Source organism: Aeromonas sp. R2-2, assembly GCF_040908355.1.
Lineage (GTDB): Bacteria > Pseudomonadota > Gammaproteobacteria > Enterobacterales > Aeromonadaceae > Aeromonas > Aeromonas veronii.
The window spans coordinates 75666-95209 of the sequence record NZ_JBFODQ010000022.1 but is presented as its reverse complement, the minus strand read 5'-3'; the positions used below and the strand labels follow the sequence as shown (position 1 = coordinate 95209).

Annotated in this window: 20 protein-coding genes and 1 tRNA gene; 11 read left to right on the top strand and 10 right to left on the bottom strand. The window is 58.2% G+C overall.

What is annotated here, in order from left to right:
• Positions 1 to 240: 240 nt before the first annotated feature.
• Positions 241 to 1404 (bottom strand): alcohol dehydrogenase, encoded by a 1164-nt coding sequence (gene yqhD / locus AB5Z09_RS03815; protein WP_139405384.1) that lies wholly within the window; start codon positions 1402 to 1404, stop codon positions 241 to 243.
• Between the two features lie 157 nt (positions 1405 to 1561).
• On the opposite strand from yqhD, the gene AB5Z09_RS03810 reads away from it, so the two are divergent.
• Both AB5Z09_RS03810 and AB5Z09_RS03805 read left to right on the top strand, forming a co-directional pair.
• Entirely contained in the window at positions 1562 to 2464 is a 903-nt protein-coding gene (locus tag AB5Z09_RS03810; protein WP_005339751.1) for an AraC family transcriptional regulator, read from the top strand.
• Positions 2465 to 2481: 17 nt separating this feature from the next.
• Entirely contained in the window at positions 2482 to 2994 is a 513-nt protein-coding gene (locus tag AB5Z09_RS03805; RefSeq protein WP_127007115.1) for a lipocalin family protein, read from the top strand.
• Between the two features lie 65 nt (positions 2995 to 3059).
• Here the strand turns inward: AB5Z09_RS03805 and AB5Z09_RS03800 are convergent, their stop codons facing one another.
• A complete protein-coding gene (locus AB5Z09_RS03800; protein WP_274160755.1) occupies positions 3060 to 4952 on the bottom strand; it encodes a methyl-accepting chemotaxis protein in 1893 nt (630 codons plus the stop codon).
• 207 nt (positions 4953 to 5159) lie between these two features.
• Positions 5160 to 5657, bottom strand: coding sequence for a lactoylglutathione lyase family protein (locus AB5Z09_RS03795; protein WP_041209527.1), 498 nt, complete (start codon positions 5655 to 5657; stop codon positions 5160 to 5162).
• A 100-nt stretch (positions 5658 to 5757) separates the two neighbouring features.
• Here AB5Z09_RS03795 and AB5Z09_RS03790 point away from each other — a divergent pair, with 100 nt between their 5' ends.
• Entirely contained in the window at positions 5758 to 6630 is an 873-nt protein-coding gene (locus AB5Z09_RS03790; RefSeq protein WP_368194668.1) for a LysR family transcriptional regulator, read from the top strand.
• Positions 6631 to 6774: 144 nt separating this feature from the next.
• Here the strand turns inward: AB5Z09_RS03790 and AB5Z09_RS03785 are convergent.
• Positions 6775 to 6851 (bottom strand) — tRNA-Trp (locus AB5Z09_RS03785).
• 201 nt (positions 6852 to 7052) lie between these two features.
• Here AB5Z09_RS03785 and AB5Z09_RS03780 point away from each other — a divergent pair.
• From AB5Z09_RS03780 to AB5Z09_RS03760, 5 genes are all read left to right on the top strand, one after another.
• Positions 7053 to 7595, top strand: coding sequence for a hypothetical protein (locus AB5Z09_RS03780; RefSeq protein ID WP_128834731.1), 543 nt, complete (start codon positions 7053 to 7055; stop codon positions 7593 to 7595).
• A 99-nt stretch (positions 7596 to 7694) separates the two neighbouring features.
• Positions 7695 to 7889 (top strand): hypothetical protein, encoded by a 195-nt coding sequence (locus AB5Z09_RS03775; protein WP_013724188.1) that lies wholly within the window; start codon positions 7695 to 7697, stop codon positions 7887 to 7889.
• Complete coding sequence (pyrB, locus tag AB5Z09_RS03770) at positions 7870 to 8790, top strand: aspartate carbamoyltransferase (protein ID WP_005339735.1); 921 nt, start codon at positions 7870 to 7872, stop codon at positions 8788 to 8790. The genes AB5Z09_RS03775 and pyrB overlap by 20 nt, the downstream gene beginning before the upstream one ends.
• 15 nt (positions 8791 to 8805) lie before the next feature.
• On the top strand, positions 8806 to 9270 hold the full coding sequence (pyrI, locus tag AB5Z09_RS03765) for an aspartate carbamoyltransferase regulatory subunit (RefSeq protein ID WP_005339730.1): 465 nt from the start codon (positions 8806 to 8808) through the stop codon (positions 9268 to 9270).
• A gap of 200 nt (positions 9271 to 9470) precedes the next feature.
• Entirely contained in the window at positions 9471 to 9962 is a 492-nt protein-coding gene (locus tag AB5Z09_RS03760; protein WP_005339728.1) for an arginine repressor, read from the top strand.
• A gap of 132 nt (positions 9963 to 10094) precedes the next feature.
• On the opposite strand, the gene AB5Z09_RS03755 is transcribed toward AB5Z09_RS03760, so the two are convergent.
• The 4 genes from AB5Z09_RS03755 to arcA all read right to left on the bottom strand — a co-directional run bounded on the left by AB5Z09_RS03755 (position 10095) and on the right by arcA (position 14918).
• The gene (locus AB5Z09_RS03755) at positions 10095 to 11501 is read right to left on the bottom strand and encodes a YfcC family protein (RefSeq protein WP_005339725.1); all 1407 of its coding nucleotides are present in this window, start codon (positions 11499 to 11501) and stop codon (positions 10095 to 10097) included.
• Between the two features lie 123 nt (positions 11502 to 11624).
• Positions 11625 to 12629, bottom strand: coding sequence for an ornithine carbamoyltransferase (gene argF, locus AB5Z09_RS03750; RefSeq protein WP_005339721.1), 1005 nt, complete (start codon positions 12627 to 12629; stop codon positions 11625 to 11627).
• A 79-nt stretch (positions 12630 to 12708) separates the two neighbouring features.
• Entirely contained in the window at positions 12709 to 13635 is a 927-nt protein-coding gene (gene arcC, locus AB5Z09_RS03745) for a carbamate kinase (RefSeq protein ID WP_368194667.1), read from the bottom strand.
• A gap of 62 nt (positions 13636 to 13697) precedes the next feature.
• Positions 13698 to 14918 (bottom strand): arginine deiminase, encoded by a 1221-nt coding sequence (gene arcA, locus AB5Z09_RS03740; RefSeq protein WP_005339718.1) that lies wholly within the window; start codon positions 14916 to 14918, stop codon positions 13698 to 13700.
• 747 nt (positions 14919 to 15665) lie between these two features.
• Between arcA and AB5Z09_RS03735 the strand changes: the two genes are divergently transcribed.
• The 3 genes from AB5Z09_RS03735 to AB5Z09_RS03725 all read left to right on the top strand — a co-directional run bounded on the left by AB5Z09_RS03735 (position 15666) and on the right by AB5Z09_RS03725 (position 16957).
• Positions 15666 to 15842, top strand: coding sequence for a hypothetical protein (locus AB5Z09_RS03735; protein ID WP_005339717.1), 177 nt, complete (start codon positions 15666 to 15668; stop codon positions 15840 to 15842).
• 97 nt (positions 15843 to 15939) lie between these two features.
• On the top strand, positions 15940 to 16587 hold the full coding sequence (locus AB5Z09_RS03730) for an AAA family ATPase (RefSeq protein ID WP_005339716.1): 648 nt from the start codon (positions 15940 to 15942) through the stop codon (positions 16585 to 16587).
• Between the two features lies 1 nt (position 16588).
• Positions 16589 to 16957: a hypothetical protein gene (locus AB5Z09_RS03725; protein WP_005339715.1), complete on the top strand. Its 369-nt coding sequence runs from the start codon at positions 16589 to 16591 to the stop codon at positions 16955 to 16957.
• A 738-nt stretch (positions 16958 to 17695) separates the two neighbouring features.
• On the opposite strand, the gene hemN is transcribed toward AB5Z09_RS03725, so the two are convergent.
• Together hemN and AB5Z09_RS03715 are read right to left on the bottom strand one after the other, a co-directional pair.
• The gene (gene hemN / locus AB5Z09_RS03720) at positions 17696 to 19069 is read right to left on the bottom strand and encodes an oxygen-independent coproporphyrinogen III oxidase (protein ID WP_100647075.1); all 1374 of its coding nucleotides are present in this window, start codon (positions 19067 to 19069) and stop codon (positions 17696 to 17698) included.
• A gap of 31 nt (positions 19070 to 19100) precedes the next feature.
• Positions 19101 to 19541, bottom strand: a complete 441-nt coding sequence (locus AB5Z09_RS03715; protein ID WP_005339712.1) for a DUF2489 domain-containing protein — start codon at positions 19539 to 19541, stop codon at positions 19101 to 19103.
• Between the last annotated feature and the right edge of the window lie 3 nt (positions 19542 to 19544).

The window sequence follows — 19544 nt, the reverse complement described above, 5'->3', positions numbered from 1 at the left end:
GAGGCTTATACCAGTAAAAACGGCTGAAAAAAGTGATCCAACCAGTCAAAAAAAATGTTTTACCGGCCCTCTATCTTAGCGTTTTTTGTTCTTACGAAATCCGCTTTCGTCTCACTTCTCGCAGCGAAACGCCGAAAAGTAACATTTTACCAACAAAAGCGGGACCGCTCAGCCGCCAGATAGCGGGAGAGGGCCCCGGCAATTCAATCGTTTCGCCCGTTTGGCACCGATTGGCGGCCCTTACCAGGCCGCTTCATAAATATGCTGGCTCTGCACCAGATCGATATCGCTGTGCTCGCCCAGACGGGTCATGCCGTGCTCACCCAGCTTGCCGATCAGAGTGTCGATACCCAGATCTTTCAGACCGTAGTCGCGCAGTCGGGTCTTGACCCCCATCCGCTCGAAGAAGTCACGGGTCGCGGCGATGGCATCGTCGATGCGCTCCGCTTCGCTACCGCTGTGCAGACCCCACACCCGCTCGGCGTATTGCAGCAGCTTGGCATGTTTCTGTTTGCGCTTGGCCTGCAGCAGGGCGGGCAGCACCACCGCCAGAGTCTGGGCGTGGTCGAGGCCGTGCAGGGCAGTCAGCTCGTGACCCAGCATATGGGTGGCCCAGTCCTGCGGCACACCGGCACCGATCAGGCCGTTCAACGCCATGGTGGCGCTCCACATGATATTGGCGCGTACCTCGTAGTTGTGCGGCTCGGCCAGCGCCTTGGGACCCTCTTCGATCAAGGTCAGCAGCAAGCCTTCAGCGAAGCGATCCTGCACCTTGGCATTGACCGGATAGGTGAGGTACTGCTCCACGATGTGGACGAAAGCATCCACTACCCCGTTCGCCACCTGACGCTCGGGCAGGGTGTAGGTGAGCACCGGATCCAGCACGGCGAAGCGCGGCATCACGAACGGCGAGAAGAAGTGCACCTTGTCACCACTGCTGCGACGGGTGATGACGGCGCCCATGTTCATTTCGGAACCGGTCGCCGGCAAGGTCAGCACGGAACCGAGCGGGATGGCGGAACGCACTTCGCTGCCGACGGTCTCGAGAATGTGCCAGGGATCCTTGGCCAGATCGTAGTGCGCGGCAGCGGCGATAAACTTGGTGCCATCGAGTACAGAGCCACCGCCAACGGCGAGCAGGAAGTCGACCCGCTCGGCACGGGCCAGCTCCACGGCGCCCATCAGGGTCTCGTAGGCCGGGTTCGGTTCGATGCCGCCAAATTCAAACAGGGTCATGCCAGCCAGCTCGTTACGGATCTGCTCCAGCAAGCCGCTGCGTACCACGCTGCCGCCACCATAGGTGATCATGACGCGGGCATCGCTCGGAAGCTGCTCGCGCAGCTGGGCGATCTGCCCTTGGCCGAACAGGATTTTGGTCGGGGTATGGAGAGTAAAGTTGTTCATCGACATTGCCTTCTTCTGATAGTCAGGGCGGCCTGGCCGCGAAATCGTGATTGCATTTTTCTCCAGAACCACCCTACCATCAAGACAACATCCTGCTTGATTCTTGCCTATTTCTACAAAGCAGCAAAAACCGGAACTGTCGAATCAAAGAGCCCCCATGCAAAACCGTTACAGCGACCTCGCAACCAGATTGACCCGCCACGTCACCGCCCCCGGCATCACCCCATCACCTGTGAAACAGGTCAACCTCATCTATACCACCGAACACCATGGCCGCACCCCGGTGCTCTACCAACCGCGGATGATCGTAATCCTGCAGGGGCACAAGGTGGGTTATCTGGCGGATCAGGTGTTTCGCTACGACCCCAACCACTATCTGCTGATGACCCTGCCGCTGCCCTGCGAGTGCGAGTGCTTCGCCTCCCCCGAGCAGCCGCTTATCGGTTTTACCATCGAGATCGATCTGGTAACCCTGCAAGAGCTGCTGCTGGAGCTGGGCGATGCCCTGCCCGCCCCCGCGCCGCAAAAGAGCGGCGTCCACTCGGTCCCCCTGTCCGAAACCATGTTTTGCGCCGCCGAGCGACTGATCGAGCTGATGGACAACCCGCTGCACGCCAGGGTGCTGGGACCGCAGACGGTGCGCGAGATGCTGTTTCACGCCCTCACCGAGGGGGGCGGCCCGGCGCTGCAGGCGCTCGCCAATCGCCACAACCATGTGGGCCAGATCGCCAGGGTGCTGCGTATGATAGAGTCCCGTTATGCCGACAACCTCACCATGGAGGAGCTGGCGCGGGAGGTGAACATGAGCGTCTCCGCCTTTCACCACCACTTCAAGGCGGTCACTGCCACCTCGCCGCTGCAGTACATCAAGTCGTTTCGCCTTCACAAGGCGCGAATGATGATGCTGCACGACGGCATCAAGGCGGGCACCGCGGCGGCCAGAGTCGGTTACGAGAGCAACTCCCAGTTCAGCCGGGAGTACAAGCGCTTCTTCGGCAGCACGCCGACGGATCAGGCCTCCCGCTTCCGGGATGGTCAGTTGCGCATCATCGAGGGATAACAAGAGAGGGATTACTTATGCGTTCACTGCTTTGCCTGTTCACCGCTTTACTGCTGACGGCCTGTACCGGGATTGCCGACGGCATTCGCCCCGTCACCGGCTTCCAGCTCGATCGTTATCTTGGCACCTGGTATGAGATTGCCCGCCTCGACCACAGCTTCGAGCGGGGGCTGGAGCAGGTGAGCGCCACCTACAGCATGCGGGATGATGGCGGCGTCAAGGTGCTCAACCGCGGCAAGCAGAGCGATGGCAGCTGGCGCGAAGCCGAGGGCAAGGCCTACTTCGTCGGCAACCCGGACGAGGCGCGGCTCAAGGTGAGTTTCTTCGGCCCCTTCTACGGCGGCTACAACGTCATCGACCTCGACCCCGATTACCAGCTCTCGCTGGTGACCAGCTACAACCACGACTACCTCTGGATCCTCTCCCGCTCACCCAACCCGCCCAAGGCGAAGGTGGATGCGCTGGTCGCCAAGGCGAAGTCGCTGGGCTTTGCCACCGACCAGCTTATCTGGGTCAAACAGACCCCTTAAGCCAGTCGTGAAATAACAAAGGGCAGCCCGCGGGCTGCCCTTTTTCATGGAGAGTAGGCGGAGGATCAGAGCCGGAAGCGGCCAATCTCCTGCTCCAGCCGCTCGGTCAGTGACTTGAGCTCGGCCGCCTGTGCCGCCTCGTTGCCCGCCTGCTCGGCCAGCTCTTGCGAGACGTGGCGGATATTCTCGGTATTGCGGCTGATCTCGCCGGTCACCGAAGTCTGCTCCTCGGCCGCTGCGGCGATCTGGGTCGCCATGTCGCTGATGGAGCCGATCGCCTCGTTGATCCGGGCAAGGCTCTGGTTGGCCGCTTCCGCATCCTCGACGCTGGTACCCGCCAGCTGACGGCTGGTCTCCATACCACCCACGGCGCGACGAGTGGTCTGCTGCAGGGTCTCGATCATCTGCTGGATCTCGTCGGTGGAGTCGTGGGTACGGCGCGACAGCACCCGCACCTCGTCCGCGACTACCGCAAAACCGCGCCCCTGCTCACCGGCCCGCGCCGCCTCGATGGCGGCGTTGAGTGCCAGCAGGTTGGTCTGCTCGGCGATGCCGCTGATGGTCGCCAGAATGCCGCTGATCTTCTGGGCATGGCTGTCGAGCTCATTGATGATCTGGCTGGCATCGGCCACTTCGTCCGCCAGACCGGTAATGCTGCGCTGACTCTGGCCAACCTGGGATTGACCGGCGACCGCCAGTGCGACCGCATCGGTGGCGGTAGTGGCGGCAAACTCGGCGTTGCCGGCGATCTCCTGGGTAGCGGAAGCCATCTCGGTCACCGCGGTCGCCACCATCACGATCTCATCCTGCTGCTGGCGTACCCGCTGACTGCGGGCCTGCGCCCCGGCCGCCTGAGCGCGAGACTGTGCCGCCAGCTCGATGGTCACATCCCGCAACCGGCTGACGATGCCGTGCAGCCGCGCCACGAACTGGTTGAAGTTCTGGGCCAGCTGACCCACCTCATCCTTGCTGTGGGTGTTGATGTGAACGGTGAGATCCCCCTCGCCGTGGGCAATGTCGTGCAGGGCGTGCGCGACCCGACCGAGATCGGCGAACAGGTATTTGAAGGTGGCGGTGAGCAGGGCACTGAACACCAGCATCAGCACCAGGGTCAGCCCCACCAGCTCCCACAGCAGGCTGCTGAGCGGCGCCTCCAGCACATCGCGATACATCACCATGGCCAGCAGCCAGTCGGTGCCCGGTACCGGTTGTACCGCCAGCAGCACATCCCGCCCGTCGAGGGTGGCGGCGTGCAGCTCGCTGTTTTCGCGGCCCCACTGCTGGAAGGTGGCGGCAGAGAGTCCCGGCGCCAGCTCGGCGATGGGCTTGAGCGCCAGATCCTTCTGCGGATGGCCGACGATGAGGCCGCTGCTGTCGAGCAGCATGGCGTAGCCCTCACCCTGCACCTTCATCGCCAGCACTTCGTCGATCAGCTTGTCGAGCGCCAGGTTGGCCCCCACGGCACCGACCAGCTCCCCCTGATGGCGTACCGGCTCGGAGAGGGTTACCACCAGCTTCTGCATGGTGACGCTGACATAGGGGGCAGTGACGATCAGCTGCCCCGCCTTCACCGCATCCTGATACCAGGGACGCTCGCGCGGGTCATAGTTGCCGGTGTTGAGGGAGGGATCCTGCCGGGTCATTACCCCCTGCGCGGAGCCAAAATAGGTGAGGCCGAACCCACCGGAGGTGTAGGCCTGCTTCAGGTGCGGCACCAGCTCGGCTTGGGGGTTATCGCTGATCAGGTTGACCAGCGCATGGACGGTGTTCTTGCGATCCGTCATCCATTCGCCGATGGCGACCGAGTAGGCGTGGCCATAGTTGACCGCCTCGCTCTGGATGGCGCTCATGGTGCGGGATTTTAGGGTGTGAAAGGCAACGATGCCGAGCAGTGATGCCATCAGCAGCACTACGCCAAGACTGGTGGCCAGCAGCTTGCCGCGCAGAGAGAGGGTCATGACGACGAATCCTTGTTGTTGTGTCAGGCAGGGAAAACCCTGATGTATCAAAGGCTATCGGCCGCAATATGAACAGACTTTAGTGAATCTGTATATTTTCCAATCTATCAACAACAGAACGCGCTATTCGTGTGAACCAGATCGCTATTCCATGCTACTGACTCTTGTAACAACAAAGCAGCAGGCCGCCCGAAGGCGGCCTGTCACTTACCCCTGATATGCACCGGCGGAGTAGGTCAGCTCATAGCTGTGGCTGTAGATCTCGATGATGTTGCCGAAGGGATCTTCCATGTAGACCATGCGGTAGGGCTTCTCGCCCGGGTAGTACTCGCGCACCGGCATCCGCTGCTTGCCGCCCGCCGCGACGATGCGCGCCGCCAGCCCCTCGACATCCGGATCCTGCACGCTGAAGTGGAACACCCCGGTCTTCCAGAATTCGAAGTTGTTTTCGCGCTGCTCGCTGTTGGGGAACTCGAACAGCTCGATGCCGATCTTGTCGCCGGTAGAGAGGTGGGCGATGCGGAAGGAGCCCCAACCCGGGCCAAACACGTCGTTACACATCACGCCGATGGCAGAGTCATCCTCGGTGATGGTGGTCGCCGGCATGATGAGATACCAGCCCATCACCTTGGTATAGAACTCGACCGCTTTGTCGAGGTCAGTCACCGTGATGCCGATGTGGGAGAAGTTGCGTGGATAGGTCATACGTCACCTTGAAATTGTGTGTGGGAAACAGGTGACATGATAGGAAGGGGCGACATAATGAAAAATAAGGTCAAACTAATGGAAGGCATAAATTAAATTTATGGTTAATCCGCTCTGGCTCCACACCCTGGTGGTGGTGCATGAAACCGGCAGTTTTACCCGTGCCGCCGATCGGCTGGATCTCACCCAGGCCGCCGTCAGTCAGCATATCTCGCGCCTCGAGGCCGAATTTGGCCCCCTGCTGCTGCGCAAGCCCCGTCAGCTGGAGCTCACTCCGCGCGGGCTGGTGCTGCTCGACTTCGCCCGCCAGCAGGCGCAGGCCGCCGAACAGCTGCGAGCGCGCCTCTCTGACGACGACCCTCACCGCGGCGCCATCACCCTGTCCACCCCGGGTAGCATTGGTCTGCTGCTCTATCCCCTGCTGCTCGACCAGCAACAGGAGCACCCCGGACTCACCATCCAGCACCGTTTCGCCCCCACCCCCGACATAGTGCAGGCGGTACTGGCAGGGCGCAGCGATCTGGGACTGGTGGATCAACCACCGGAGCACCCCAGCATCGCCGCCGAGCCCTTCGCCCGCGAACCCCTCTGTCTGGTGGTACCCAACGACGGCGAGGAGCAGAGCTGGCAGCACCTCTGCAAGCTCGGCTTTATCGACCACCCGGATGGCCGCAGCATGGCACAACGCCTGTTGGGACGACGCTACCCCGGCCAGCGCGTTGACGAGATCCCGCTGCGCGGCTTTACCAACCAGATCGGCCTGATCCTGGAGCCGGTCGCCCGCGGCCTCGGCTTTACCGTGCTGCCCCGCTTCGCCGTCACCGCCTTTGCCCAGCAGGAGAAGATCCGGGTGATCCAGAGCAGCATTGAAGTGATCGACACCCTCTGGCTGATCTACCGCGCCGAGTGGCCGCTCCCCGCCCGCCACCAGCGGCTGGTCACCGTTCTGAAACAGCGGGTTGCTGCACATTGAACGCTCTTGCGGCAGACATCGAGATCAATGTGACCACAGTTACCGAGGGCTAGCGGCAAGAAGGAGAAGAGAAAGGAGAGAGGGATAAATTGGCGAACGCCGGAAATGCGAAAGGCCAGCTCAATGAGCTGGCCTTTCTGAAAATGGCAGGGGCGGCAGGACTCGAACCCGCAACCATCGGTTTTGGAGACCGCTGTTCTACCAATTGGAACTACGCCCCTGCAACAAACGAGGCGTAGTATACAAAGTGGAGATCAAAGGTAAAGGCTTTTTTTACGCTTTCGATGCGATTGCACAAATCCCGAACAAGTCGCGCTTGTTTGTGCAGCAAAGCGGGATAACTTGCTGTATTTGCAGCCCTGCCGGGGTAGGAATGGGACATAAATGGGGGTAGGGTGAAATCAGGTACCGGGAGGCCACTTATGCTCAATTACCGACTGCTCCAACAACTGGCGCCCCTCAATTTCAGGGATGAACGCAAGACAGAGGCCCTGCCCGCCTATCTTGAACGGGTCGCGCCGCTGGTGCCCTTTATTCCTGAAAATGTGCTTTCCCAGTGGATTTACCGCCATTGGCGCGGTTTTGAGTCCAACTGGAGCTTTATCGATCTCGCCAGCCATCAGTTCACCTGTGAAAGCTGGCCCACCGCGCAACTGGTAGAGCAGGTGGACTCCCGCCATATGGAGGTGATCGAGCGCTGGGGCGAGATGCTGCGCAGCAACCGTTATGTCCGCCGCTCCTGGCTCGGCGAGAAGATGCTGAGCGACGGCACCTGGCCCGAACCTGTCATCGTGCTGGTGCCGGAGGAGGGAGCCAGCTACCCGAATGGGCAACCGTTACCGCAACCCTACTGCCTGCTGGAAGGACACCACAGACTCGGTTATTTGCGCGCCATGGCCCGCGATGGGGAATCGCTGCAAGAGACGCACAAGGTGTGGATTTGTCGTCATGTTTCCGCCATTTAAACGTTTTTCATGCTGAAATTGGCATCGGAAATAAAATTTTGACAATTAAAAAAGCGGCCCTATAATCTGTCCGGTTTTGAAAAAGGTCGGGACGAAACGATGCAGTTTTTGATTCAGAAAACAGCCTTGCAGACGGGTGGTGCGCACCAGAGCGGCCCCGTTGTTTCCGGTTCCCACCCCAACGATCCCCAGTTATTTTTAAAAAAAGCCCCTGTTTCAGGGGCTTTTTTTTGTGCCCGAAAAACCTCCAATGATGTCAAAGGGAATGCAGACGATGACCAATCCACTCTATAAGAAACATGTCATCTCCATTTCGGACCTGACCCGGTCAGAAATGGAACTGGTAGTCTCAACCGCACAACGGTTGAAGGCTGAACCTGACACCAGCCTGTTGAAAGACAAGCTGGTTGCCAGCTGCTTCTTCGAAGCCTCCACCCGCACCCGCCTCTCGTTCGAGACCGCGGTACAGCGCCTTGGCGGCAACATCATCGGCTTCGCCGACGGTGGCAACACCAGCGCCAAGAAGGGCGAGACGCTGGCTGACTCCATCAAGATCATCGGCTCCTACTCGGATGCGGTGGTGATGCGCCACCCGAAAGAGGGGGCTGCCCGTCTGGCCTCCGAGTTCTCCCGCGTGCCGGTCATCAACGGCGGCGACGGCTCCAACCAGCATCCGAGCCAGACCCTGCTCGACCTGTTCACCATCCATGAGACCCAGGGTCGTCTGGACAACCTCAACGTCGCCTTCGTCGGTGACCTGAAATATGGCCGCACCGTGCACTCGCTGGCCCAGGCCCTCAGCCTGTTCAACTGCCGTTTCTTCTTCATCTCCCCGGAAGCGCTGGCGATGCCGGACTACATCTGCGAAGAGCTGGAAGAGAAGGGTATCCAGTTCAGCGTCCACCAGACCATGGAAGAGGTGATGCCGGAGCTGGACATCCTCTACATGACCCGCGTCCAGAAAGAGCGCTTCGACGAGACCGAATACAAGCACATGGCCGCCAAGTTCATTCTGGAGCTGGCGACTCTGGAAGGGGCCAAGCCCACCATGAAGATCCTGCATCCCCTGCCCCGCGTCGACGAGATCGATGTGGCGGTCGACAAGACTCCCCACGCTTGCTACTTCCAGCAGGCGGAGAACGGGGTCTATGCACGCCAGGCGCTGCTGGCACTGGTACTGAACGAAACTGTCTGAGCTTAGGGGAATATCATGTCTGACAAGAACCAACTGCAAGTCGAAGCCATCCGTCACGGCTCCGTTATCGATCACATCCCCGCTGGCCAGGGCATCAAGATCCTCAAGCTGTTCCAGCTGGTCGAAACCCAGGAGCGGATCACCGTCGGCTTCAACCTGAAATCCGGCGCGCTGGGCAAGAAGGATCTCATCAAGATTGAGAACACCCGCCTGACCGAACAGCAAGCCAACCAGCTGGCGCTGTTCGCCCCGAAAGCGACCGTCAACATCATCGAAGACTTCAATGTGGTGAAGAAGCACCAGCTGGAGCTGCCGGAGTTCATCGCCGGGGTGTTCCACTGCCCCAACTCCAACTGCATCTCCCACAACGAGCCGGTAGACAGCTACTTCCGGGTGCGCGAAGTGAAAGGCGTGGTACGGATGAAGTGCAAATATTGCGAGAAGTCCTTCACTCAGGACATCGTCAGCGAGCGTTACTGATATCTGATTGGGCCCTGCGGGGCCCATTTTTGAACCCTGTCACATCACCGAATTTCCAGTCAGCTATAATTTGCCATCGCAAGATGGTAATGCCCGCTCATTCCCTGCATATAGATGGATTATCAGTGTTTTTGCCTGATAACTGACTGCTATGGCAGATATCGCGCGTTTACCTCCGGTCATCATCAAAGGAATTCGCCGTGGTCAAAACCCTCAGTCGTCCCGTTGCCCAAGAGCCCGATCTGGCCCAGCTGGATGCCTGTCGCCAGATCATCGGTCAGCACTGCTACAGCACCCAGGAAGAGATCCGTCGCGAGCTGTCGGAGCGCGGCTTTGCCGACATCAGCCAGTCCACCATCTCCCGCCTGCTGCGCCGTCTCGGCGTTGCCAAGGCACAGAATGCCAACGGCAAGAAGGTCTACACCCTGGTCGATGAGCAGCTGGAACCCGCCGGCAGTACCCGCTCGATCCACGACATGGTGCGCGAAGTGGTGCACAACCAGCAGATGGTGCTGATCCACACCACTCCGGGAGCCGCCACCGTGGTGGCCCGCCTGCTGGATCGCAACGCCAATCCCGAGATCATGGGCGCCGTCGCGGGCAATGACGTGGTGCTGGTCGCGCCGCGCCATATCAGCCGTACCCGTCAGGCCCATGCCGCCGTGGTGCGCACGCTGGCGCAGGCCCGCTAAGCTCTCTCCCCAAAATGCACTGAGGCGACCTGCGGGTCGCCTTTTTGTTGCCAGTTATGTTGTACCCATCACTTCTTGCGCCCATAAAAAACGGGAGCCCGCAGGCTCCCGTTTCATCTTGCTTGTTATCCCTCAGGAGAGCACGGCGCCCAGGCTCAGGCAGACCACGATCAGCACGGTCAGGATACCGAGCAGCGGAGCCACCCACTTCAGCCAGCGCACATAAGGCACCTTGGCGATAGCCAGACCGCCCATGACCACGGCGGAGGTCGGGGTCACCAGGTTCACCAGACCGGAGGCTGACTGGTAAGCAGTCACCACCAGATCGCGGCCCACGTTGGCGAAGTCGGCCAGCGGCGCCATGATCGGCATGGTCAGCACAGCCAGACCGGAGGAGGACGGCACCAGGAAGGAGAGCACCACTTCCAGCACGAACATCACGTTGATAAAGACGATGGTGGAAAGGCCGGTCACGATCCCTTCTGCACTGTGCAAAATGGTGTGGGTGATCATGCCGTTATCCATTACCACCACGATACCGCGGGCGATACCGATGATCAGCGCCACCCCCAGCAGGTCGCGAGCACCGTCGATAAAGTTGGAGGTCAGCTCCTCCTCGCTCATGCGGGAGATGAGACCAACGATGATGGCGGCAGCCAGGAACACACCAGAGATCTGCGCCATCCACCAGCCCAGCACGGCCACACCGTAGATCATCACGGCAAAGGCGGCGACGAAGATTCCCAGCACGATTTTACGGGTCAGGGTGAACTCCAGCATCTGGTCGCTCTTGTTGCCGAGGAAGTGGGCACGGTTCTCTTCCCACTTGTCAGCTACTAGGGATTTGCTCGGATCGCTGCGCACCATCTTGGCGTAACGCATGACGTAGGCAACACAGAGCAGCCAACCGGCGACCAGCATGGCAACGCGCAGCCAGATACCGTCGGTGAAGGAGATACCGGCAGCGTTGGCGGCAATAACAGTCGCAAACGGGTTGATGGTAGAACCGAGAGTACCGATACCGGCGCCCAGCAATACGGTTGCCGCCGCCACCACAGGGTCAAAACGGGCGGCCATCATCACCGGCACCAGCAGGGTGTAGAAAGGCAGCGACTCTTCGGCCATCCCGTAGATGGTGCCGCCTGCGGCGAACAGCGCCATCAGGATCGGGATCATCCACTCTTCCCGGCCGCGCAGGCGGTCGGTCACACGTTCAATACCGGCATCAATGGCACCTGTCTTGGTCACAATGCCAAGAAAACCACCGATGATCAGGATAAAGAGAGAGACGTCGATGGCGCCTGCCTCATAGGTGTCGTGGTTGTAGAGGCCATCGATAGGTGCCAGCAGCACGTCGACGATCCCCTGGGGATTCCCCTCCACCAGTTTGTAGGTACCTGCCACCGGCACTTCTTTGCCGAGGGCTTCGTTCATGGTCATCTCATATTTGCCGGCCGGCACTATCCAGCTCAGGGCGGCCACCAGGGCGATCAGCACAAACAGTATCGTGTAGGCTGACGGGAACTTGAATTTGGTCATGGTCCAGCTTCCTTCTGTGGGTGTGGTATCCATGCAGGCTGCGGGTTGTAGGGTTAGAGGTATTATGCCGCTGTCACATGGTCGAAAAGCCGGGGGTCGCCCCCCGGCACCACTACTGCGACCTTAGTCGCCCAGCGTAGCAACCATCACTGCCTTGATGGTGTGCATCCGGTTTTCGGCCTCGTCGAACACGATGCTGTGCTCGGATTCGAACACGTCCTCGGTCACTTCCAGGCCTTTCATGCCATATTTGTCAGCCACTTCCTTGCCCATGGTGGTCTCGTCGTTGTGGAACGCCGGCAGGCAGTGCATGAACTTCACATCCGGGTTCTTGGTGGCGTTGATGACATCCATGTTGACCTGATACGGGGTCATCAGTTTGACGCGCTGATCCCAGGCTTCTTTCGCTTCACCCATGGATACCCAGACGTCGGTGTAGAGGAAGTCAGCACCCAGCACACCCTCTTTCACATCTTCGGTCAGGGTGATGCGTGCGCCGGTCTCTTCGGCGATCAGGCGACACTTGGCAACCAGCTCCTCTTCCGGCCAGAAGGCTTTCGGTGCGACCAGACGGATGTCCATGCCCATTTTGGCGGCGCCGACCATCAGGGAGTTACCCATGTTGTTGCGGGCATCACCCAGGTAGGCGAACTTGATTTGATCCAGACGTTTGCCCTTGCCGTGCTCCAGCATGGTCATGAAGTCGGCCAGGATCTGGGTCGGGTGGAATTCGTTGGTCAGGCCGTTCCAGACCGGGACACCGGCGTAGGCACCCAGCTCTTCCACGATCTCCTGACCGTAGCCGCGGTATTCGATACCGTCATACATGCGACCCAGTACACGGGCGGTGTCCTTCATGGACTCCTTGTGACCGATTTGGGAACCGCTTGGGCCAAGGTAGGAGACTTGCGCGCCCTGGTCGAAGGCCGCCACTTCAAACGCACAACGGGTACGGGTGGAGGTCTTCTCGAAAATCAGGGCGATGTTCTTGCCGACCAGATGCTTGCGCTCGTAGCCACCGTATTTGGCTTTCTTCAGGTCGATGGCCAGATCGATCATGTATTGGATTTCGCGCGGGGTGAAGTCCAGCAGTTTCAGGAAGTTACGGTTACGCAGATTAAAAGCCATGATGAGTTCTCTCTATATATGTTTCAGACCAGTTCGGGCAGTAGTGTTGACTACGCATTCTCAGTACAGATATCGGTAATTACGCATGTACGGTGCGGGTGGCGACGATATTGGTGCCGGCTTCACCCTTGAGGATGGCAAGACCATCTTCCAGAGAGCCGATGCCAACCATGCCGCCGGTCGCCTTGACAAATTCACAGGAGGCTTCGACTTTCGGTCCCATGGAACCTGCATCGAACTTGACCCCGGCCAGCTCGTCCGGGCTGGTGACTCGCAGCGGACGCTGGGTCGGTTTGCCCCAATCCAGATAGACGGCATCGGCGTCGGTCAGGATCAGCAGGGCGTCGGCCTTGATCTGCTTGGCCAGATAGGCGGCAGACATGTCCTTATCGATGACGGCTTCGATACCGGTCAGGCTCTGGCCATCCCAGGTCACAGGGATGCCGCCACCACCGGTACAGATGATGAGGTGGCCCTGGGCAATCAGGGTTTCGATGGCATCGCCTTCAACGATGCGCTGGGGCAGCGGGGACGGCACTACGCGGCGGAAGAACTTGCCGTCAGCCTTGACCACCCAGTGCTTCTCTTCTGCCAGGGCGTGGGCTTCAGCCTCTTCGTAGACGGGGCCGATAAATTTGGTCGGGTTGGCAAACGCCGGATCCTTGGGGTCGACCTGTACCTGAGTCAGCAGCGCGGTGACGTTGCGGCTCGGCATCAGGTTTTTCAGCTCCTGGATCAGCATGTAGCCGATCATGCCCTGGGACTCGGCACCCAGCACATCCAGCGGATAGGGGGATACCTTGGTGTAGGCGCTATTTTGCAGAGCCAGCAGGCCGACTTGCGGGCCGTTGCCATGCACCAGCACCACGTTGTACTCCTGAGCGATCAGGGCGATGGTCTTGGCGGCAGTTGCAATGTTCTTGCGCTGGATATCCGCTTCCAGTGGCTCACCACGACGGAGCAGTGCATTGCCACCCAGAGCGACGACGACAGTTGGTTTTTTCATAGTGGTTAATCTCGAGTTTGGTTCTGTGTGGCGCCAGCTTCTGCCGGCGCCACGCCGTCTCATCAGATGCTGTCGCGTTCCATCGGGCAGCTCATGCAGCGGGCGCCGCCGCGGCCACGGCCCAGTTCATCACCTGGGATGGAGAGAACTGTGATACCGGCTTTGTCATATTTCTCATTGGTGTAGGTATTGCGCTCGTAACCCACCACCACGCCGGGACGTACGGTCAGCACGTTGTTGGCGTCGTTCCACTGCTCGCGTTCTGCTTCGAAGCTGTCACCGCCAGTGGTGATGATCTTCAGCTGATCGACGCCCAGTGCTTTCTCGATAGCAGTGACGAAGTAACCCTCTTCCTTGATGTTCATGCCGGTGGCGCCGCCCGGAGTCAGGCTCCAGCACTGCACGTCCTTGCGGATCACTTCCGGATAGACGGAGAAGGTGTCGATATCCATGTGGGTCATGACGGTATCCAGGTGCATGCAACTGCGGTGTTTCGGCAGCTCCATGGCGATGACCTGTTTGGCCTGACCATGTTTGAACAGGCTGCGAGCCAGGTGCTCGACACCTTGCGGGGTGGTGCGCTCGGACATGCCGATCAGCACGGCGCCGCGGCCGATAACCAGTACGTCGCCACCCTCGATGGTGGAGTTGTCGTAGTCACGCTCCTCGTCACCGAAGTACTTGATGAAGTCCTGACCGGCAAACATCGGGTGCCAGCGGTAGATAGCCTTCACATGGTTGGTCTCGCGGCGACGAGCCGGCTTGGCCATCGGGTTGATGGAAACGCCACCGTAAACCCAGCAGGAGGTGTCACGAGTGAAGAGGTGGTTGGGCAGCGGCTCGATGATGAAATCGGTCGGAGCGTGCATGCCCACTACCATGTTGACGCCGCTGTAGGGCATCTCGGAGTAGGTCAGGCCGCCGGAGAGAATGCGGGCCAGTTCACGGTGCGGCATGTCAGCCAGGAAGCAGCGCACGTCGTTGGCAAAAGAAGAGCCGAGGCGGTAGTCGGAGACCTGGTGTTGCAGCAGCCAGGTTTTGGCTTCCGGCACATCAAGTGTTTCGGCCAGCAGATTGGTCAGCAGGAAAACTTCGACATTCTGATCGCGCAGTACCTGAGCGAATTTGTCGTGCTCCTGACCAGCGCGTTCAACAGACAGGACGTCATCGAACAGCAGATCCTGGCAGTTGGAAGGAGTCAGACGCTTCAGACTGAGGTTGGGGCGGTGCAACATGACACGGCGCAATTGGCCAACTTCAGAACCTACATAAAATTTGCTCATGATTATATTCCGTCTAGCAGTGGTCCCTGCGAGTGATTGAATAGATTCCTTCTATTCATGCTCGTGGCTAAGGCGGGATATTCTTTATGTAGGGTAATCGGCTTATGTTCTATCCTGCCCTTGCCTTTCGAGACCGAGGTTAGCCCTGCGAATCACGACAAACTTAGACATTGATCACATTCACTCAGAACTGAATATATTCACCATTCAATCTATGACCCCGGTAGCAAATTGCGCATTTTCCACACAAAGCGCACCGAATAACCATGCAAAACCACCCTGCTATATTTCAGATTGATTCATTTTTTATTCATACCAGTTCACTGGAGTGATTAAATGTAAATAAAAAAACCGTTAAAAAATCATTACCATAAATAACTTTACAAATATAATTTGAATATTACTCCCTAGGTATTGAATACATCGCCGTGACGGGAGGAACGCGGGAGAAATAAATACTCACATCGACCACATTCACTGCATAAATCTTTTCTTGTTCCAGATCATGGCATTGATGCCAACCCCATCAGGCTCAGCCCCATAAGTCACCACCTCTTTGTGCGGTTCAACTTAATATGCACAAAGTCCGCATCAAGGTGGGCAACCATCCTCGTCGGTCACCACAACGCCTTTTGATACTTTTTTCATTAATTGAATTTATTCGTCTCACCTTGCGCTGGCGCCAACCTCGACTTAACTCAGAAAGTGATCCAGATCACACAGGAATGGCACTACCAAGGAGTTGTTATGAAGATGAAACCCATGCTGTTGCTCGCGACTTTGCTGCTCTCTGCGCTCCCCACCCTCAGCCAGGCTGAAGGAGCCCCTGCCATGCCCATGGTGGTATGCCATGTCGACAAGGCCCCCCAAATGCTGGTGCCTGACTATGTCTGCCGCTGGCAGGGAGGCAGCGTTCATTACTAGTCGAAACAACGAGAGGAGCATCACTCCTCTCGCCTTGTGATGAGACAGGCCCCTCCTATACTGAAATCAGCGGTTTTCTCATGGATAGGGGAACGTCATGATCTTGTTGGTCGGTGGAGAGAAGGGGGGGAGTGGCAAGAGCTGCCTGGCACAAAATCTGGCGGTCTACCTCAGATCCCAATTTCAGGGGGAGGTGTTACTGGTCGACTGCGACCCGCAGCGCACCACCTCTGACTGGATTCAGGAGCGCAACGACAACCCGGAGCTACCACAAATCAACTGCGTGCAGCTCTATGGCAATATTCGCAACGACCTGCTCAGCCTGAAAAACCGCTACGACTACGTCATCGTCGATTGCGGCGGGCAAGACAACCGGGCACTGCGCTCCACCATGGCTGTCGCCACCCACGCCCTGATCCCCTTGCGCCCGAAACGTCGCGACCTCAAGACCCTGCCCCACATGGAAGATCTCATCACCACCTGCAAGATGGTCAACCCGACCCTCAATGCAGCCGTAGTGCTGACCCAGTGCCCCGCCCTGCCCAATCAGGTAAAACGCATTCTGGAAGCGAAAGAGGTTTGCTCCTCGTTCGGTGTCGACGTCCTGAACGCCATCACCTATGGCCGCAACGTCTATGACGACAGCGAAGAGAAGGGACTGTCGGTGATGGAGATCGAGCCGGATGGCAAATCCGCCGAAGAGATCCGGGCCATCGCCAAAGAGTTCCTGCAAGTGGGGGTGTGAGATGGGTCTGGCCGATCTGAAGAAAAAGCACCAGTTGCATCACCAGAAGAAGTTCACCGTCGACGAATTTATCGAAGATGCGGAGTTCTACGCCAAGGGCAAACCCAAGGTGGTCAGCCTCGAACTGGGCCTGCATCGTGATGAGGCCTTGTCGGCGTTGGCCTTTATCGAGAGTGGCGAGCACCTGAAGCCCAGCTACAAAAAAGCCACCTTCTCCATGAGCACGGTGGCCATCGACGAACTGGGTAATCTGACCCAGCAAGATGGCATGAACAAGTCCCTGTTGCTGCGCCTCTTTACCCATTACTTCTCTTCGCTGACTCCTGAAGAGCGCCAGACCATCTATGAGCGGCTCAACCAGCGCTCATAATTTCTCCATTCAACCGCTCTTTGTGTGCCTCACCAACTCACCCCGAATGACCATCATCAGACTGCAAAATCTGTTTCTGAAGCAACCAAAACGCGCTGTAAGAGATCTGCCATTCCATATGTAAGCCAACAGCCGAAAAGATCCCCGAGATAATCGGAAGATAAGATCTTAAAATATGAAGATGATAAACTTAACTAGCTGTTTATAAATGAATATATCGAAACTCATCACTTTCGAAATAGCTAATGACAAAAACGTTTTCCAATCTGGCGTTGTAGCCGGTTAGAAAATCCTTATAGTTACTCATGCACGGACGCAATGAAGTCGGTCAGGAAGACTGGCTGCCAGGGTTGGGCAAATGGACTCACCACAGGATGTGGTAAAGGACACCTCCCAGGACGGAGAAAGTGCGACGGGACAGGATGACTCGTCAGGCCAAGATGGCTAAAGGACACCCCAAAGGATTGGGAAGGGGAAACCTAAAGGAAGAGGTAAACAGTCAGGGATTGCAGGGAGCAACTTCGTTCAAGGATCTGAGCGATACGACTACCGGGGGCGACGCAAGTCGCCCCCATCTTTTTATCTGCGTTTCACCTCGACCATTGCTTGATTCCCAATAGCTTGCCTCAGCGCAGAGACTTCTTACCAGAACCTTCCCGACCAGCTGCTTAAGCAAAAATACATATGAAAGGGGCGCCACGATGGCGCCCTTCTCTGTTTTCTAATCGGCAAACAAGTTTATATCACGCGAGAGAACTGCTGCTGACGCGCCTTGTTGCGCAAGTACACGTCGAAACACATGCAGATATTGCGGATCAGCAGCTGCCCCGTGGAGGAGACCTCCAGACCATCCTCCGTCATACGCACCAATCCATCGTTGATGAAGGTCTGCAGCAGCTTGAGATCGTCGGCAAAATACTCTCTGAAATTGAGACCGTGCGCCTGCTCGACAGCGGCAAAGTTCAGACGGAAATCACAGATAAGCCGCTTGATCACCTCACGGCGGATCAGGTCATCCTGATTGAGCGAGCAGCCTTTCCACTGGGCATGACCCAGCTCTGCAACCTGTGCGTAATACGCCTTGAGCTCTTTCTGGTTCTGGGAGTAGGCATCACCGATCATGCTGATGGAGGAGACCCCCAGCCCCAGCAGATCACAATCTCCCTGGGTGGTATAGCCCTGGAAGTTGCGGTGCAGCTTGCCCTCGCGCTGCGCGACCGCCAGCTCGTCATCGGGTTTGGCAAAATGGTCCATACCGATGAACTGATAACCCTGGCCAGTGAGGAAGGCAATGGTGTCCTGCAGCATGGCCAGCTTCTCCTGCGGCGCAGGCATATCCACCTCTTTCAACTTGCGCTGGGCGGCAAAGCGGCTCGGCAGATGGGCATAGTTGAAGATGGAGAGGCGCGCCGGATCCGTCTTGAGCACCTCTTCCAGCGTATGGTGGAAGCTGGCACGATCCTGATGCGGCAGGCCATAGATAAGGTCGAGGTTGGTCGAGCGGAAGCCAAGTTCACGGGCCCGCTCCAACATGGCTTTAATAAAGTCGTTGTCCTGCTCGCGGTTGACCGCAACCTGCACATCCTTGTTGAAGTCCTGCACCCCAAGGCTGATGCGGTTGAAGCCGACGTCTCGCAGCACATCCAGCATGGTAATGGCAATCTCGCGCGGATCGACCTCGATGCTGAACTCCCCCTCTTCGGCGAAATGGAAGTGCTCACGCAGCATGGCCATCAGGCGGCGCGTTTGCGCTTCATCCAGATAGGTGGGTGTACCGCCACCCCAGTGCAGCTGGGTGACCATACGGTGCTTGAAGAGCGGGGCTTGCGCCTTGATCTCCTGCTCCAGGTAGTCGAGGTACTCGTCAGCCTTGTGCTGATGGCGGGTAATGACCTTGTTGCAGCCGCAGTAGTAGCAGAGCTTGTGACAGAAAGGGATGTGCACGTAGAGCGACAGATTGCGCTCGGGATACTGGCTGGCAGCGCGGACAAAATCCGGATAGCCGAAGCTCTCGTTAAACTCCAGCGCAGTGGGATAAGAGGTGTATCGCGGGCCACTGTAGTTATATTTTTCGATCAGGGCCTGATCCCACACAATCTGTTCTGCTTGCACGCTCGCTTCCTCTCTTGTTGTTATTGTTGGCTCACCGACCTAACTGAAAATCCTTCAGCTGGGCAACATCCTTGAGGATCTGAGCCTCCAGCTCGGCCTCGTAGCCGCTTCGTTCGAGATCCATCTTCATCACTTCATTGCGCTTGAGGGCGCGTCTGGCCTCATGAGTCGGCATATCTTTCACCTTCTCATACAGCCCGTACAGACCCGGGAACTCGGCAACGAACGCCCGCCCCCCCTTGATCTGCAACGCATCCAGCAGATTGGTCAGCCGAATGGCGCCTTCGGAGTAATCGCACTGCCCCTCCTGCACCGCATGGGCAATGACCCGCACGCTCTCCAGAATTCGTTCATTGCGAGCAGTAATAGCCTGCCACTGCATCGCTTGCTGTCGTCTCAGTCTGGCCAGCAGCATGCCTGCATAGATGGCCAACCCTGACAAAATCAGGCCGCCCAACAGGGCGGCCAGCATCCA

Bases quoted from the DNA above. Each gene is read 5' to 3' on its own strand.
- yqhD (WP_139405384.1), bottom strand. From the start codon at position 1,404: ATGAACAACTTTACTCTCCATACCCCGACCAAAATCCTGTTCGGCCAA.
- AB5Z09_RS03810 (WP_005339751.1), top strand. From the start codon at position 1,562: ATGCAAAACCGTTACAGCGACCTCGCAACCAGATTGACCCGCCACGTC.
- AB5Z09_RS03805 (WP_127007115.1), top strand. From the start codon at position 2,482: ATGCGTTCACTGCTTTGCCTGTTCACCGCTTTACTGCTGACGGCCTGT.
- AB5Z09_RS03800 (WP_274160755.1), bottom strand. From the start codon at position 4,952: ATGACCCTCTCTCTGCGCGGCAAGCTGCTGGCCACCAGTCTTGGCGTA.
- AB5Z09_RS03795 (WP_041209527.1), bottom strand. From the start codon at position 5,657: ATGACCTATCCACGCAACTTCTCCCACATCGGCATCACGGTGACTGAC.
- AB5Z09_RS03790 (WP_368194668.1), top strand. From the start codon at position 5,758: ATGGTTAATCCGCTCTGGCTCCACACCCTGGTGGTGGTGCATGAAACC.
- AB5Z09_RS03780 (WP_128834731.1), top strand. From the start codon at position 7,053: ATGCTCAATTACCGACTGCTCCAACAACTGGCGCCCCTCAATTTCAGG.
- AB5Z09_RS03775 (WP_013724188.1), top strand. From the start codon at position 7,695: ATGCAGTTTTTGATTCAGAAAACAGCCTTGCAGACGGGTGGTGCGCAC.
- pyrB (WP_005339735.1), top strand. From the start codon at position 7,870: ATGACCAATCCACTCTATAAGAAACATGTCATCTCCATTTCGGACCTG.
- pyrI (WP_005339730.1), top strand. From the start codon at position 8,806: ATGTCTGACAAGAACCAACTGCAAGTCGAAGCCATCCGTCACGGCTCC.
- AB5Z09_RS03755 (WP_005339725.1), bottom strand. From the start codon at position 11,501: ATGACCAAATTCAAGTTCCCGTCAGCCTACACGATACTGTTTGTGCTG.
- argF (WP_005339721.1), bottom strand. From the start codon at position 12,629: ATGGCTTTTAATCTGCGTAACCGTAACTTCCTGAAACTGCTGGACTTC.
- arcC (WP_368194667.1), bottom strand. From the start codon at position 13,635: ATGAAAAAACCAACTGTCGTCGTCGCTCTGGGTGGCAATGCACTGCTC.
- arcA (WP_005339718.1), bottom strand. From the start codon at position 14,918: ATGAGCAAATTTTATGTAGGTTCTGAAGTTGGCCAATTGCGCCGTGTC.
- AB5Z09_RS03735 (WP_005339717.1), top strand. From the start codon at position 15,666: ATGAAGATGAAACCCATGCTGTTGCTCGCGACTTTGCTGCTCTCTGCG.
- AB5Z09_RS03730 (WP_005339716.1), top strand. From the start codon at position 15,940: ATGATCTTGTTGGTCGGTGGAGAGAAGGGGGGGAGTGGCAAGAGCTGC.
- AB5Z09_RS03725 (WP_005339715.1), top strand. From the start codon at position 16,589: ATGGGTCTGGCCGATCTGAAGAAAAAGCACCAGTTGCATCACCAGAAG.
- AB5Z09_RS03715 (WP_005339712.1), bottom strand. From the start codon at position 19,541: ATGCTGGCCGCCCTGTTGGGCGGCCTGATTTTGTCAGGGTTGGCCATC.